Annotated in this window: 14 protein-coding genes; 11 read left to right on the top strand and 3 right to left on the bottom strand. The window is 33.1% G+C overall.

The window, feature by feature from the left end:
- Nucleotides 1-59: 59 nt before the first annotated feature.
- A complete protein-coding gene (locus H574_RS0102965; RefSeq protein ID WP_027879130.1) occupies nt 60-1,388 on the bottom strand; it encodes an aspartate kinase in 1,329 nt (442 codons plus the stop codon).
- 102 nt (nt 1,389-1,490) lie between these two features.
- On the opposite strand from H574_RS0102965, the gene H574_RS0102970 reads away from it, so the two are divergent.
- Nucleotides 1,491-2,147 carry a hypothetical protein gene (locus tag H574_RS0102970; RefSeq protein ID WP_027879131.1) on the top strand — a complete coding sequence of 219 codons (657 nt, stop codon included), beginning with the start codon at nt 1,491-1,493 and terminating at the stop codon, nt 2,145-2,147.
- Here the strand turns inward: H574_RS0102970 and H574_RS0102975 are convergent, their stop codons facing one another.
- Complete coding sequence (locus H574_RS0102975; RefSeq protein ID WP_027879132.1) at nt 2,148-3,698, bottom strand: serine hydrolase; 1,551 nt, start codon at nt 3,696-3,698, stop codon at nt 2,148-2,150.
- Between the two features lie 82 nt (nt 3,699-3,780).
- Between H574_RS0102975 and H574_RS0102980 the strand changes: the two genes are divergently transcribed.
- Together H574_RS0102980 and H574_RS14530 are read left to right on the top strand one after the other, a co-directional pair.
- Nucleotides 3,781-4,560, top strand: coding sequence for an alpha/beta fold hydrolase (locus H574_RS0102980; protein WP_027879133.1), 780 nt, complete (start codon nt 3,781-3,783; stop codon nt 4,558-4,560).
- Nucleotides 4,561-4,661: 101 nt separating this feature from the next.
- A complete protein-coding gene (locus tag H574_RS14530; RefSeq protein WP_081653165.1) occupies nt 4,662-4,940 on the top strand; it encodes a hypothetical protein in 279 nt (92 codons plus the stop codon).
- Here the strand turns inward: H574_RS14530 and thiL are convergent.
- Nucleotides 4,937-5,992 carry a thiamine-phosphate kinase gene (gene thiL / locus H574_RS0102985; RefSeq protein WP_027879134.1) on the bottom strand — a complete coding sequence of 352 codons (1,056 nt, stop codon included), beginning with the start codon at nt 5,990-5,992 and terminating at the stop codon, nt 4,937-4,939. The genes H574_RS14530 and thiL overlap by 4 nt on opposite strands.
- Nucleotides 5,993-6,150: 158 nt before the next feature.
- On the opposite strand from thiL, the gene H574_RS0102990 reads away from it, so the two are divergent.
- The 8 genes from H574_RS0102990 (at nt 6,151) to mzmL (ending at nt 14,983) form a co-directional block, all read left to right on the top strand.
- Nucleotides 6,151-7,701, top strand: a complete 1,551-nt coding sequence (locus H574_RS0102990) for a choice-of-anchor B family protein (RefSeq protein ID WP_036227034.1) — start codon at nt 6,151-6,153, stop codon at nt 7,699-7,701.
- Between the two features lie 6 nt (nt 7,702-7,707).
- On the top strand, nt 7,708-8,976 hold the full coding sequence (locus H574_RS0102995) for a choice-of-anchor B family protein (protein WP_027879136.1): 1,269 nt from the start codon (nt 7,708-7,710) through the stop codon (nt 8,974-8,976).
- Nucleotides 8,977-10,332, top strand: coding sequence for a hypothetical protein (locus H574_RS0103000; protein WP_027879137.1), 1,356 nt, complete (start codon nt 8,977-8,979; stop codon nt 10,330-10,332).
- A complete protein-coding gene (locus H574_RS0103005; RefSeq protein ID WP_027879138.1) occupies nt 10,333-11,106 on the top strand; it encodes an MbnP family protein in 774 nt (257 codons plus the stop codon).
- A gap of 6 nt (nt 11,107-11,112) precedes the next feature.
- Nucleotides 11,113-12,192, top strand: coding sequence for a cytochrome-c peroxidase (locus H574_RS0103010; protein ID WP_027879139.1), 1,080 nt, complete (start codon nt 11,113-11,115; stop codon nt 12,190-12,192).
- A 105-nt stretch (nt 12,193-12,297) separates the two neighbouring features.
- A complete protein-coding gene (locus H574_RS0103015; protein ID WP_027879140.1) occupies nt 12,298-12,627 on the top strand; it encodes a HesB/IscA family protein in 330 nt (109 codons plus the stop codon).
- Nucleotides 12,628-12,648: 21 nt separating this feature from the next.
- On the top strand, nt 12,649-14,097 hold the full coding sequence (gene sufB, locus H574_RS0103020; protein WP_027879141.1) for a Fe-S cluster assembly protein SufB: 1,449 nt from the start codon (nt 12,649-12,651) through the stop codon (nt 14,095-14,097).
- A gap of 13 nt (nt 14,098-14,110) precedes the next feature.
- On the top strand, nt 14,111-14,983 hold the full coding sequence (gene mzmL, locus H574_RS0103025) for a quorum-quenching N-acyl-homoserine lactonase MzmL (RefSeq protein ID WP_027879142.1): 873 nt from the start codon (nt 14,111-14,113) through the stop codon (nt 14,981-14,983).
- Nucleotides 14,984-14,985: the final 2 nt, after the last annotated feature.

Raw genomic sequence — 14,985 nt, forward strand, 5'->3', positions numbered from 1 at the left:
AGTCTTTAGTAAAGATTTTAAAAAGCGAACCGAATGGTTCGCTTTTTTTTCAAATCAACTTAAACTAAAACTTGGTTATTTTCAAAGACATAGCGTTGTAGTTTTTTAAGGGTTTCTACTTTATCGCTAGTATTAATTAATAGTGAGATATTATTATTGCTTCCGCCGTAAGAAATCATTCTTACATTAACATCTTGTAAAATTTGAAACAGATTAGGTGTATCAGGATGATAAACAATTGCGTTTCCTACCAAACATACAATACTCATAAAATCGTCTACCTCAACATGCGCAAAAGCATTAAGCTCATTTACAATGTCTTGTAAATAGGTAGTGTTGTCTATGGTTAATGACACTGCAATTTCAGACGTGGTAATCATGTCTATAGAAGTCTGATAGCGCTCAAAAATTTCAAAAACTTTCTTTAAAAAACCGTGCGCTAATAACATTCTTGCCGACTTAATTTTGATTGCCGTAATACCATCTTTTGCAGCTATAGCCTTAATACCTTCGCCATGTACTTGATTAGTAATTAACGTACCGTGTGCATTTGGCGACATGGTGTTTTTTAATCGCACAGGTATATCATAAGCGCTAACTGGCATTACCGTTTGCGGATGTAAAATTTTAGCTCCAAAATATGCCAACTCAGCAGACTCGTCAAAAGACAAATTAGAGATTGCTGTTGTGTTTTCTACAAAACGCGGATCGTTGTTATGAAATCCATCAATATCAGTCCAAATTTGTACTTCTTCGGCTTTTAATATTGCACCAATTATAGTTGCGGTGTAATCGCTTCCGCCACGTTGTAAATTTGCAATATTCCCATCTGCATCACGACAAATAAAACCTTGTGTGATGTAGATTTGAGATTCGGAATTCTCAAAAAGGATGCGGTTTAAATTTTGTTGAATATAAAAATTATCAGGCTCGTTAGTTTTATCAATTCGCATAAAATCTAATGCCGAAATCAAACAAGCATCGATACCTTCTTGATGTAAATATCTAGTAAAGATATAGGTTGATAATCTTTCGCCTTGCGCTACAAATGTATTGTATGTTAAGCGATTATATTCATTATTGGTATTTTGCGTTAAAACCTCAAAAATATTAGATACATACGCATTAACTTCTGCATTAAATGTTGGATTAGTTATTAACTGATCTATAGTATTTTTATATGTTTTATGTAATTGATCAAGTAACACTATTGCTTCTTCGGCATTATTTTGCTTCAATTGCTCAGAAATATTAACCAACGCATTTGTTGTGCCAGACATTGCAGATAATACAACCACTTTTTTCTTACCATCATTAATAATGTTTTTTACATTAATCATGCTTTCTACACTACCTACAGATGTACCACCAAATTTTAATACTAGCATTTTTTTATTATTTAGACTGCTAAACTACTATTAACCTTAGCAATAGCCTTAAAAATGAAAAAATTATACTACTTTTACACAAATTGTTAAATAATTAACATTATGAAAACCATTTCATCTTGCGTTGAAGATATCTTAATTGCACAACCATTTTTAGAAGAAGCTTTAACACGCAGTATTATAAATTATTCTGCTTTAGCAGAAGAGCTACGCGAACCTATTAGCAATATGCTAAGAAAACCCGTAAAATCTGGCGCTATTATGATGGCATTAAGACGTTACAATACACCAAATAATTTACGTCATTCTTTAAAACTAAAAACGACGCTTCAAAAACTTGGTGATATTACGGTACGTTCTAACCTTAGTGATTTTACGTTTCAAAACTCGGAAACCTTAATACAATGTCACACCAAAATTTTAGAACAAGTCGAAACGAACAAAGACATTTTTTATGCGTTTACCAGAGGAATTTACGAAAGCAACATTATTATTTCTAGCTCTGAAAACAAGAAAGTTTTAAAACGTTTTAAAGATGAAATTCAAATTGGATTGCAAGAAGGTTTGTCTGCAATAAGTGTACGATTACCTAAAGACAACTCTAAAGTATCTGGTTTGTATTATCAAATTTTTAAGCGCTTAGCTTGGGAAAACATCCCAATTTACGAAGTGGTTTCTACTACCAATGAGTTTACTGTATTGGTTGAAGATCACGTGGTAGACAAAGCGTTTTCTGTGATTAAAAATTTGAAGAATTAACTATTCTGTCCTTTTTAAAAACAAATCTTCAAAATCGTAACTAAAATCTGTTATAGGTGCAATTGGTTTTAGGGTAGCACTTTGTGCTTTTCCTTTTTCATCAAAAGTAAATTGCATAAAGCAATCGGCATCATAACTACGATTATCCCATTTTACTACAAATGTTGTGGCGTTATATGGTAATAATTGACCTTTAATAGTTTTAGAGTTTTCCGATGAAATTAACAAATCTTCACCTTCTTCTTTAATCACCATATCACCAAACCAAGCATCGGTAAACGTACCTGTAATTTGTTCTGGACTAGGTATGATTGGGTTTGATGTCATCATTTCAACTTTATTAAATACTTCGGTTTTGATACTATCGTTGTACTTATACCAATCTTTGTTGCTTTGTCCTAATTTGTCCAACCAATCTCTATCTTCGTAACCTAAATACGTGTCTTTAATGGTGTTGGTTATAGTGGTAAATGCAGAACCATTCATTTGATTAGTTAAGACAACTATTCCTAAATTTAGTTCTGGAATGATAGTAAATTGGGTCACTGTTCCTAATAACCCGCCAGTGTGATACACTTGTTTATATCCGCCTTTTACATCGGTTACAAACCAACCTAAACCATACCCTCTAAAATTAGAATTGTAACTGTCATTGGCTCTAACTTTTAATGGTGTTTGTAGTTGCCAAAGCTCGTGTAATTGATCTTCACTTAATAATCGTGTTCCGTTTTCGGTTACAGCATCATTCATTAAAAATTTTGCCCAAGTTAGCATATCGGTAACGTTACTTACAATTCCTCCAGCAGCATTAGCAGTATCATCCCAATCATGCGGAATTTCTTCTAATTTACCATCAGCCATCGTATGTGCTTCGATTATATTAGACTTATCTGTCACACGACTGTAAGCAGCTTTACTGTTAGTCATCCCAACAGGTTTTAAGATTTTAGTTTCTATAAAATCTTCCCAAGATAATCCGCTTACACGTTTTAAAACTTCACCAGCAACGATAAACATATTGTTATTGTATTCAAACGTACTTCTAAACGAGGTACTTGGCTCGATATACTTTAAATTATCAATTACTTTTTGCACATCAAAATGGTCGTTTTCTGGAAAAAACATTAAATCTCCTGCACCTAAACCTAGTCCACTTCTGTGCGTAACCAAATCTCTAACCGTAAAATTTTGGGTTACCCAAGCATCGTATAATCTAAATTCAGGAATGTGTTTTGTAACTTTATCGTCCCAACTTAATTTACCTTGGTCTACCATCATTGCTAATGCAAAACAGGTAAACCCTTTACTGTTTGACGCTATACCGACTAAGGTGTTTTCATTCATTTCTTTTTGGTTAGACAATGCTCTAACACCATGTCCTTTTGCGTAAACCACTTTTCCATCTTTTAAAATCCCAACAGAAATACCAGGAACATCAAAGGTTTTTAAAGTTTTTTCTACTAATTTATCTAATTGCTTTTCTTCGATTTGAGCTTGTAAAAACAAACATGTAAAAAAGGCAAAAATGAAAGTGATTTTATTAATTTTCATTTTAAAAATTTTAAGTTGAAAGTCTTCAAATATAATAAATCCTTGAGCTACTTTTTACGCTCTTAACTTATATTTGCAAACTATGACAACAACCTACAAAAACATTACGGTTTCTTATAACGATATTGGCAAAGGTGATACAATAGTATTAATCCATGGATTTTTAGAAAACAGCACCATGTGGAATGCTTTAGTTGACACATTAAAATATACTAACAGAATAATAACTGTAGATTTATTAGGTCATGGTCAAACCGATTGCTTGGGTTACATTCATACTATGGAAGATAATGCAGACATGATACATGCATTAATTACCCAATTAAATATTAAAAACTTTACAGTAATAGGTCACTCTTTAGGCGGTTACGTTGCTTTGGCTTTCGCCGAAAAACATCCAGAATACATTAATGGGTTATGCTTAATGAACTCGACACCATTTGCTGATAGTCAGTTACGTTATGATACTAGAACACGAGCTATAAAAGCAGCAAAGAGAAACTACGAAAGCTTGGTTAGTATGTCTATTAGTAATTTATTTTACGAAAAAAATAGAGAATTATTTAGTGAAGACATTGAAGCCTTAAAAACAGAAGCTTTAAAAACACCTTTGCAAGGTTACATTGCTACTCAAGAAGGTATGAAGCTAAGAAAAGATAGAACCAAAATTTTAAAACATCTTAACTGCAAGAAACTAATTATTGCTGGTAAAAACGACCCAATTTTAAGCTTAGAAGACCTTGAATCTTTAAAACCTATTAATCTTCTAGATATTAGCATTTTAGAAGGCGGACACATGTCTTATATTGAAAATGAAAGTGATTTCTTACAAGAAACAGTGTATTTCATCGAAAAAATATAACTTTTTATCGGTGTTTTAGATTTTATTATTTACATTCGAAATGTTAACTACTACATTTTTAATCTTTTAGCCCCAAAGCTATCTAAAACAAACATACACCGATGAGAAAAGTAGACAACCAAACAACTAATCGCAGTAGTCTATACTGCGCTATTTTTGGACACAACTTTCAGGTGAGTAAAAATATCACCTATCATGTTAAAGAGTACAAATGTTGCAATTGCAAAAAAGAAATGACCACCAATAGCAATGGTGACTTAACAGAATTAACTCCTAAATTTAAAGAAATTAATTCCGTTTTAGAACGAATACATAACAACAAACTAATTAGGTTGTCTAGACAAAGGATTGATTATCCTCAATTTAAAATGACGTCCTAGTCCTCTGTAGATTTAAAACTTTTCCATCCTTGCGCTTGCAATTCAATTTTTTGATCTGCTCTTGTAACTAAGTGTGCTCCTGAATTTTTTTCAGTAATATATCCTATTACTGTTAGGTTTGGATTGGCCTTAATTTTCGGGAAATCTTCTTGGCTTATCGTCATTAAAAGCTCATAATCCTCACCTCCGTTTAAAGCTATTGTTGTACTATCGATATTAAATTCTTCACAAGTAGCAATAACTTGAGGATCTAAAGGTATTTTGGTTTCGTATAGATCGCAACCTACTTCACTATTTTTACATATATGAAGTATTTCTGAAGATAAACCATCACTAATATCAATCATAGATGTAGGTTTTACATCTAACTCCTTTAATAACTTAACAATATCCTTTCTTGCCTCTGGTTTAAGTTGTCTTTCTACCAAATAAGTATACTGATCTAAATCTGGTTGATTTTGAGGGTTTACTTTAAACACTTCTTTTTCGCGTTCTAAAACTTGAAGTCCTAAATAAGCAGCTCCTAAATCTCCGGTAACCACAAGCAAATCGTTTGGTTTAGCTCCACTACGATATACCTCATTATCTTTATCTACATGACCTATTGCTGTAACAGAAATTACTAGTCCAGATGTTGAACTTGTAGTATCTCCTCCTACTAAATCTACGCCATAAATATTGCAAGCAGTTTGTATACCTGCGTAAAGCTCTTCTATAGCTTCTAACGGAAACCTGTTAGAAACCGCAATAGACACAGTAACTTGAGAAGCTTGTGCATTCATTGCATAAATATCAGATAAATTAACCATAACTGCTTTGTAACCTAGGTGCTTTAAAGGCATGTAGGACAGATCAAAATGCACACCTTCAACTAAAAAATCTGTTGATACTACAACTTTATCTCCTTTAAAATCTAAAACAGCAGCGTCATCGCCAATTCCTTTAATAGTTGATGATTGTTTGATTTCAAAATTTTTAGCTAAATGGTCTATCAAGCCAAATTCTCCTATTTGACCTAAATCTGTACGTTGTTGATTTTTATCTTCTATCATAGTGCAAAAATACTAAGGCTATTTTAAAAGGTAGGTAAAAAGTAAGATTAATTGTTATAATTAATAGTTAGCATAAATCTAAATTAACTACAAATTTTATTTAATTGTTAGTATTTCTGTTAAATTTGCTAAAATCTCAATATCAGAACTTAACCTAAATGAATTATTTAAAAAAATTACCATTTATAGCTTTTAGTCTTTTTTATTATTTAACTAATGCTCAAAGTCCATGTGAAAATGGATTTGCTTCCCATACAATAAATGGCGTAACAACATCTTACCCTTGCAACGGTTACGACTTGCTATCTAGAGTACCTATTTCTGTTTTAGCAACTACACTAGGGACAGAAGAAGGTAGTGATATTTGGGGATGGACCGATCCTTTAGACGGAAAAGAATATGCTATTATTAGCACAACAAACAGCACTGCTTTTGTTGACATTTCTGACCCTTTAAATCCAACTTTTTTAGGAAGAATAGAAACTGCAAACGGAAACACATCCTATTGGCGAGATGTAAAAGTGTATAATAATCATGCTTACATAGTTGCTGATGGCGTAGGTAATCATGGCATGCAAGTTTTTGATTTAACCAATTTAAGAAATGGTCCAAATCCGGATTTAACATTTACTAGTGCTATAAATGATGGTGGAGTTGTGGTATTTAGTGGCGATAACGGAATTAACATTGGCAGCTGTCATAATATAGTTATTAATGAAGAAGACGCAACCGCTTATCTGGTAGGCTGTAACGCAGTTAGTGGCGGACCTATATTTGTAGACATTTCTAACCCTAGCGCACCAACTATTAGTGGTAGTTACGCCGCAAGCGGATATACACATGACGCACAAGTTATAACTTATAATGGACCAGACACAAACGCTAGTAATGTTACTGGAGTTTCTAGTTATATAGGTAGACAAATTTTAGCAGCTAGTAATGGAGGATCTAATGATAAAGTTGTGTTTTTAGATGTTACAGACAAAAGCAATCCGCAGTTTATTTCAGAAATTACATATCCAAGTCCAGGTTACGCACATCAAGGTTGGTTTACAGAAGATCATAAATATTTCATTTTTGGAGACGAAACAGACGAAATGAATTTTGGAAACAATACACGAACTTTAGTGTTTGATGTTAATGATTTAGATAACCCATCATTGTTATCAACATATTATGGACCTTCAGATGCAATAGACCATAATGGCTACATTAAAGGTAACAAGTTTTACTTAGCAAATTATCGTGCTGGCATGCGTGTAGTAGATATTTCAACAGTAAACACAACTTCTAACTCTATGACAGAAATTGGTTATTTTGATACTTACCCATCTAGCAACAGCACAGCTTTTAATGGCGCTTGGAGTATATATCCTTATTTTGCAAGCGGAAATATTATTATTAGTGATATAGAAAGCGGCTTATTCGTAGTTAGAGAAAGTGATAATGCATTAAATAATAAAGAATTTGAAATTGCTAATAATTTTTCAATGTCTCCCAACCCAACAAAAGGTAAAAGTAAATTAACAAGTAACAGCACAAAAAAAATAATGACTGTTCAAATATTTAATGTACTTGGTAAAAAGGTATTTGATAAAAACAATATCAATGCCAGAAGCTTCGTTTTACCAACAGACAATTATAATAATGGGATTTATATTGTCCGAATAAACGATAGAATATCTAAAAAATTGATAATCAATAAATAACAAAAAATGAACAACTTTAAGCTTAAAATAAAACACTATTACAAAACATTAAGTTTAATAGTTATTCTTTTATTAAACCTTAGTTGTTCAGAAAATGAAGAGATTACCTCAACACAGCCTAACAATAGTACACAAAGCTCTCAATCACCCTGTATTGATGGATTAGCAGGAAATTATCCCTGTAATGGCTTTGATTTAATGGGAGAAATAGATGTTCTAACTTTAAGCGGATCTACTGCAGCAAGAGGTAATGACATTTGGGGATGGACAGACCCATCAACCCAAAAAGAATATGCAATAGCCGCTTTAACTAACAGCACAGCATTTATAGATGTTACTGATGCAACAAACCCTATATTTTTAGGTAGACTTGAAACAAACACAACTTCAAGTATATGGAGAGATGTTAAAACTTATAATAACTATGCTTTTATTGTTGCTGATAATGCAGGCACGCATGGGATGCAGGTCTTTGATCTTACTAGGCTAAGAAACCTTACTTCTATACCAGTAACATTTACTGCAGATACAACCTTTAACGGTGTAGATAGCTGTCACAACATAGTCATTAATGAAGAGGAAGGTGCAGCATACCTTGTTGGATGTACCAATAATAATGGAGGTCCTATATTTGTAGACATTACTGACCCTTTAAATCCGACATACTTAGGCGAATATAACTCAGCAGGCTACTCTCATGATGCGCAAGTTGTAACTTATAACGGACCAGACAGCGACTACACTGGACATCAAATATACATAGGTAGTAATGGCAATACAGATCAAGTTGTAATTTTAGACGTTACAGATAAGTCTAACATCACTCAAATAAGCAGTATATCTTATCCTCAAACAGCCTACGCACATCAAGGTTGGTTTACAGAGGATCAAGCCTATTTTATTTTAGGTGATGAGGTAGACGAAATCACCTATGGCTTTAACACAAAGACTTTAGTTTTTGACTTTAACGATTTAGACAACCCTTCATTATCTTCAACATATTTTGGACCAACACCTGCAATTGATCATAACGGTTATGTAAAAGGAAACGAATATTATTTAGCCAACTATCGTGCAGGTCTAAGAGTATTAGACATCAGTAATGTGTCTGCAGCATCCAACGCTCTTGTTGAAACTGGTTTTTTTGATACTTATCCTGCAGATGACAATCCTGATTTTAATGGTGCATGGAGTGTATATCCTTATTTTGAGAGTGAAAATATTATAATAGGAGATATTGATGCTGGACTTTTAATTATTAGAAAAAGTAATTAAATGAAACATATTTATCTAAAAATAATTGCCTTAGCTTTCGTTTTAACTTCTTGTAAAACTGAAGATGACACACTTCAATCTCAACAAGAACAAGAAACTCCAGAAGTTACAACAACAGGCAGTATAGAAAACATATCAACTTTTGGCGGTTCAAAAAATGATAGCGCAGAAGCAGTAATCAAAACATCTGATGGCGGATACGCTGTTGTTGGATATACACAATCTGTAAATGGCGATATCACAAACAAGTCTGACGAAAGTTATGATGCATGGTTATTAAAATTTGACGCTAACAACAATTTACTATGGAACAAAACTTACGGAGGTAGTAATGATGAAAAAGCTAATGATATTATCCAAACTAACGATGGTGGATTTATTGTAATAGGATACACTTTTAGCAACGATGGAGACGTAAGTAATAATGCTGGTCAACAAGATTTTTGGGTATTTAAAACAGATCCTCAAGGTAATATTGAATGGGAAAAAACTTATGGCTATTCTGGTTTAGATTACGGATTATCAATAATACAAACAAATGACAACGGTTATTTTTTAACAGGTGTTTTAGACGTTACTGCTTCTGGAGGAGAAGGTAACACCAGAAGTAATCAAACCTTACATGCTGGCGGCGACTATTGGGCTTTAAAAATAGATGAAACAGGTAACCTTCAATGGAGTAAATATTTTGGCGGTTCCTTCTCAGATACGCCTTACGACACAATACAAACAGAAGATAATGGCTTTATTATTATAGGATCCTCAGATAGCACCGATTTTGACGTTACAAATAACATCGGTTCTTACGATTTTTGGGTTATCAAAATAAATAGTCAAGGTATTTTAGAATGGAAAAAAAATTATGGAGGCTCTCAAATAGACGAAGCACGTAAGATAATAAAAACAAATAATGGTAATTATCTAATTGTTGGTGACACAAGAAGTGAAGATGCAGATATCTCAAACAGTTTAGGTGCTGCAGATGTATGGTCTATTATAATTGATGATTCTGGTCAACTTCTACAAGAAACCAATTATGGAGGAGAAAGTTTTGATGTTGGTCGGGCTGTTATTTCTGATTTAGAAAACGGATATCTTTACTGCGGAAGCTCTAGAAGTGGCACAGGACAACTCACTCAAAATAATGGACAAAATGATATTTGGGTATTTAAAACTAATTCTAATGGTGATTTAAATTGGCAAACATCAATTGGAGGAAGCAACATAGATTACGGACATGGAATTACTCAATTAGACAATGGTAAAATTGTAGTTGTTGGCGTCTCTAGCAGTAACGATATTGACATACCAGAAAACAAAGGTTTTGAAGACTTAATTATAACAACATTAAATTAAATGAAGAAAATAGCAACATTAATAGCTTTATTTTTAACCCTAACTGCATGTAGCGAAGATGCAGACGACAATGCTGTAGCAGAAACAAATGCTAGTGTTAGTTTTAAATTTACACACAATTGGAATGACCAATTATTAGATAGTTCTAATTTTGAAAACTTAGATCTTACAAACGAAAACGGAGAAGTAATAAACATTGACAGAATAAGATACCTTATCTCTCGTATTGAATTAATTAATACCGACAACAACCTTAGCTATGTATTTGACGGTTATAAATTTACAGATTTATCAAACGAAGATACATATGATTTCTCTCCAGAAACCAATGCCGTTCCACTAGGTAATTATCAACTTAAATTTATTTGGGGATTTAACGAACAAGATAATATAAACGGTGCTTATCCAGATTTAAATATTGCTTCTTGGAATTGGCCAGACATGCTTGGTGGCGGTTATCACTTTTTACAATTTGATGGCATGTATAATGTTAACACAACTAACCCTGCTCCTTTTAATTATCATAACGGAACTGCAAGAGTAAGCGAAGGTGTTTTTGAGCAAAATTTTGCAACAATAACATTTTCAGAGTCATTCACTATTTCAAACAATGCAACGATTGAAGTTAAAATGAATATTGCCCAATTTTTTACCAATCCAAACACTTGGGATTTAAACGTATTAGACACACCACTAATGCCTAATTATACCGCACAAAAAATGATGCAAGAAAATGTATTATCTGTATTTAGCTTAGGTGAAATTATACAATAAATATTAATGAAATATTGGATTACATATTGCCTATTAACAATTATTATTTGTTCGTGTTCAAAATCTGAAGACACAATAAACAATAATGATGCTTATGTACCTATACCTTATCAATTAGAAGTACCGCAACATTTTGACCAATTGTTAATAGATCCAATTATTCCTTTTGACAATCCAATGACAGAAGAAGGTGTTTCTTTAGGAAAACGCTTATTTTACGATCGTATTCTATCTGTAGATAACACAAAAGCTTGTGCAAGTTGCCATATGCCACAAAATGGATTTTCAGACTCTAATAAATTTAGCATAGGTGTTTCAGGAAATTTTGGTAATCGCAATAGTATGCCTTTAATTAACTTAGCATGGAATTTTGATGACAAATACTTTTGGGACGGACGCGCATTAGGACTAGAACATCAAGCATTAGAACCAGTTACCAATCCAATTGAGCTAGAAAATCCTTCATGGAGTGATGTAGAAGACAGACTTAACAACCATCCAGAATATCCAAATTTATTCAACCAAGCGTTTGGTACTTCAACTATTACAAAAGACTTAGTAACAAAAGCAATTGCACAATTTGAGCGTACTTTAATTTCTGGTAATTCAAAATTTGATAAATTTCTAAATGGAGGAGCCACCTTAACTGCTCAAGAACAAGAAGGTTTAAATGTGTTTATGGATGAAGAACGTGGTGATTGTTTCCATTGTCATGGTAATCCTAACAATCCGCTTTGGACAGACAATCAATTTCACAACAATGGTTTAGATGCTACTTTTACAGACTTAGGCTTGGGTGCAGTTACAGGCAATCCTAATGATAATGGTAAGTTTAGGTCACCAACACTACGTAATTTAGCTTACACTGCACCATATATGCACGACGGTAGATTTCTAACTTTAGACGATGTTATAGAACACTACAGTAGCGGTCTTCAAAATTCTTCAACTATTGATCCTTTAATGAAAAAAGTAGAGCAAGGTGGCGTTCAACTTTCAGAAGAAGACAAGAACAACTTAAAAGCTTTCTTGTTATCACTTTCTGACCCTTCATTTATAAACAATCCCGCATTTCTTCCTCAATAAGAAAAATCAATCTGCCTATTTATTAATATAATGTTACTAAATATGGTAAACAGAGACTTAAATTGTATCTTTGCATTCTATTTAGATAAACTCTAATAAACAGGTATGATAAAAGTTTCTGATACAGCAAAAAAGAAAGTCATCGAATTAATGAATGATGATGGCTTTAATCCTAGCACTGACTACATAAGAGTTGGTGTAAAAAGTGGTGGTTGCTCTGGTTTATCTTACGATTTAAAGTTTGACAAAACCAAAGCAGAAGAAGATAAAGTTTTTGAAGATAATGAGGTTAAAATTATTGTTGACAAAAAAAGTTTTTTATACCTAATAGGTACCACTTTAGAATATTCAGGAGGATTAAACGGAACTGGATTTGTGTTTAATAACCCTAATGCCAACCGTACTTGCGGTTGCGGAGAAAGTTTTTCACTTTAAAAAAAGAAGACAAAAATTACTATGTCAAAATATACTGAAGACGATTTAAGAGAAGAATTAAAAACTAAAGAATACGAATACGGTTTTTACACAGATATTGAATCTGACACCTTTCCTGTTGGTTTAAACGAAGACATTGTTCGTGCCATTTCGGTTAAAAAAGAAGAACCTGAATGGATGACCGAGTGGCGTCTTGATGCCTTCAAAACTTGGAAAGAAATGGTAGAACCAGAATGGGCAAACGTACATTACGAAAAACCAGATTTTCAAGCTATTTCTTATTACTCGGCTCCAAACAACAAACCTAAATACGATAGTTTAGACGAAGTAGATCCAGAATTATTAGACACTTTTAATAAACTTGGAATTTCTTTAGACGAACAAAAAAAATTAGCAGGTGTTGCTATGGATGTTGTTGTAGACTCTGTTTCTGTTGCAACAACATTTAAAAAGACATTAGCAGAAAAAGGTATTATTTTCTGTTCTATCTCTGAAGCTATTCGCGAATATCCAGATTTAGTAAAAAAATATATTGGTACCGTTGTACCTAAAAAAGATAATTTTTACGCAGCATTAAATAGCGCAGTATTTAGTGATGGTAGTTTTTGCTACATCCCTAAAGGTGTAAAATGCCCAATGGAATTATCAACATACTTCCGTATTAATCAAGCAGGAACAGGACAGTTTGAGCGTACATTAGTTGTAGCAGATCAAGGTAGTTATGTAAGCTATCTTGAAGGTTGTACAGCACCAAGTCGTGACGAAAACCAATTACACGCTGCTGTTGTAGAGCTTATAGCATTAGATGATGCCGAAATAAAATACAGTACCGTACAAAACTGGTTTCCTGGAAATGCCGAAGGAAAAGGTGGTGTTTATAACTTTGTAACCAAACGTGGTTTATGTGAGAAAAACGCAAAAATTTCTTGGACTCAGGTAGAAACAGGTAGTGCTGTAACTTGGAAGTACCCAAGCTGCGTATTAAAAGGAGATAACAGTGTTGGCGAGTTTTATTCTATTGCAGTAACTAATAATTTCCAGCAAGCAGATACAGGGACTAAGATGATCCATCTTGGTAAAAACACAAAATCTACAATTATTTCTAAAGGGATTTCTGCAGGTAAATCTCAAAACTCTTACCGCGGATTAGTACAAATAGCAGGTCGCGCAGAAAATGCACGTAACTTTTCACAGTGTGATAGTTTACTAATGGGTAACGAGTGTGGCGCACATACATTCCCATACATTGAAGCAAAAAACAAATCGGCACAAATAGAACACGAAGCTACAACCAGTAAGATTGGAGAAGATCAAATCTTTTATTGTAATCAACGTGGTATTGATACCGAAAAAGCAATTGCTTTAATCGTCAACGGTTTTAGTAAAGAAGTATTAAATAAATTACCTATGGAGTTTGCTGTAGAAGCGCAAAAACTTTTAGAAATTTCATTAGAAGGTTCTGTAGGATAATCAATATTTAACTATGAAAAAACTAATCATTCTTCTTATTACCCTTTCATTATTTGTTGCTTGTAAAAAAGACAAAAAAGAAACTAGTGTAGAGCAAACAGAAACTGAGGTTAAAAAAGAGCCTATTAAAATGTTTATGTTTGATGGTGGTACTGTTCAAGTTAACATGCTTGAAATTTTTTCTCAAGATGATGCTTACAAAGGACAATCAAAAACCTTTGCAGATGCTTTTTATTTAATTCAGCATCCAGACGGTAACTTATTATGGGACGCAGGATTGTCTGAAGATTTAATAGGAAAAGAACCATTTACAACTCCAGAAGGCGCTTTTACTGTAAGTAGAAAAACTGGAATTGAAGAACAACTAAAGTCAATAGGCTTATCAACCAATGATGTAAAATATATTGCCCTATCGCATACACATTTTGACCATTCTGGATCTGCATCTAAATTACCAAACGCCATTTGGATCGTTCAAGAAAACGAGTATAACTTTGTAACTAGCGAAGAACAAAAAAAACAAAGTCCAGACAACTTTAACGCGATAAAAAACTTAAAAGCTTTAAAGAAAATAAATGGTAATTATGATGTTTTTGGTGACGGAAGAGTTGTTATAGTATCAACTCCAGGTCATACGCCAGGTCACCAATCTTTATTTGTAGATTTAGAACAAGAAGGACCATTAATGCTTACAGGAGACATGTATCACATGGAAGAAAGCAGAGAAAACTCTAGAGTACCAATCTTTAATCATGATGTTGACCAAACTTTAGCATCAATGGAAGTTTTTGAAACATTTGCAAAAGAAAAAGAAGCACGTGTTATTATACAACATTCAACAAAAGATTATAACAGTTTAAATCCAGCACCAGAACCAATTCAATAGTA

This window comes from Mesoflavibacter zeaxanthinifaciens DSM 18436 (assembly GCF_000422365.1).
GTDB lineage: Bacteria > Bacteroidota > Bacteroidia > Flavobacteriales > Flavobacteriaceae > Mesoflavibacter > Mesoflavibacter zeaxanthinifaciens.

Excerpts from the sequence above, each read along its gene's own strand:
- H574_RS0102965 (WP_027879130.1), bottom strand. The coding sequence starts at position 1,388 with ATGCTAGTATTAAAATTTGGTGGTACATCTGTAGGTAGTGTAGAAAGC.
- H574_RS0102970 (WP_027879131.1), top strand. The coding sequence starts at position 1,491 with ATGAAAACCATTTCATCTTGCGTTGAAGATATCTTAATTGCACAACCA.
- H574_RS0102975 (WP_027879132.1), bottom strand. The coding sequence starts at position 3,698 with ATGAAAATTAATAAAATCACTTTCATTTTTGCCTTTTTTACATGTTTG.
- H574_RS0102980 (WP_027879133.1), top strand. The coding sequence starts at position 3,781 with ATGACAACAACCTACAAAAACATTACGGTTTCTTATAACGATATTGGC.
- H574_RS14530 (WP_081653165.1), top strand. The coding sequence starts at position 4,662 with ATGAGAAAAGTAGACAACCAAACAACTAATCGCAGTAGTCTATACTGC.
- thiL (WP_027879134.1), bottom strand. The coding sequence starts at position 5,992 with ATGATAGAAGATAAAAATCAACAACGTACAGATTTAGGTCAAATAGGA.
- H574_RS0102990 (WP_036227034.1), top strand. The coding sequence starts at position 6,151 with ATGAATTATTTAAAAAAATTACCATTTATAGCTTTTAGTCTTTTTTAT.
- H574_RS0102995 (WP_027879136.1), top strand. The coding sequence starts at position 7,708 with ATGAACAACTTTAAGCTTAAAATAAAACACTATTACAAAACATTAAGT.
- H574_RS0103000 (WP_027879137.1), top strand. The coding sequence starts at position 8,977 with ATGAAACATATTTATCTAAAAATAATTGCCTTAGCTTTCGTTTTAACT.
- H574_RS0103005 (WP_027879138.1), top strand. The coding sequence starts at position 10,333 with ATGAAGAAAATAGCAACATTAATAGCTTTATTTTTAACCCTAACTGCA.
- H574_RS0103010 (WP_027879139.1), top strand. The coding sequence starts at position 11,113 with ATGAAATATTGGATTACATATTGCCTATTAACAATTATTATTTGTTCG.
- H574_RS0103015 (WP_027879140.1), top strand. The coding sequence starts at position 12,298 with ATGATAAAAGTTTCTGATACAGCAAAAAAGAAAGTCATCGAATTAATG.
- sufB (WP_027879141.1), top strand. The coding sequence starts at position 12,649 with ATGTCAAAATATACTGAAGACGATTTAAGAGAAGAATTAAAAACTAAA.
- mzmL (WP_027879142.1), top strand. The coding sequence starts at position 14,111 with ATGAAAAAACTAATCATTCTTCTTATTACCCTTTCATTATTTGTTGCT.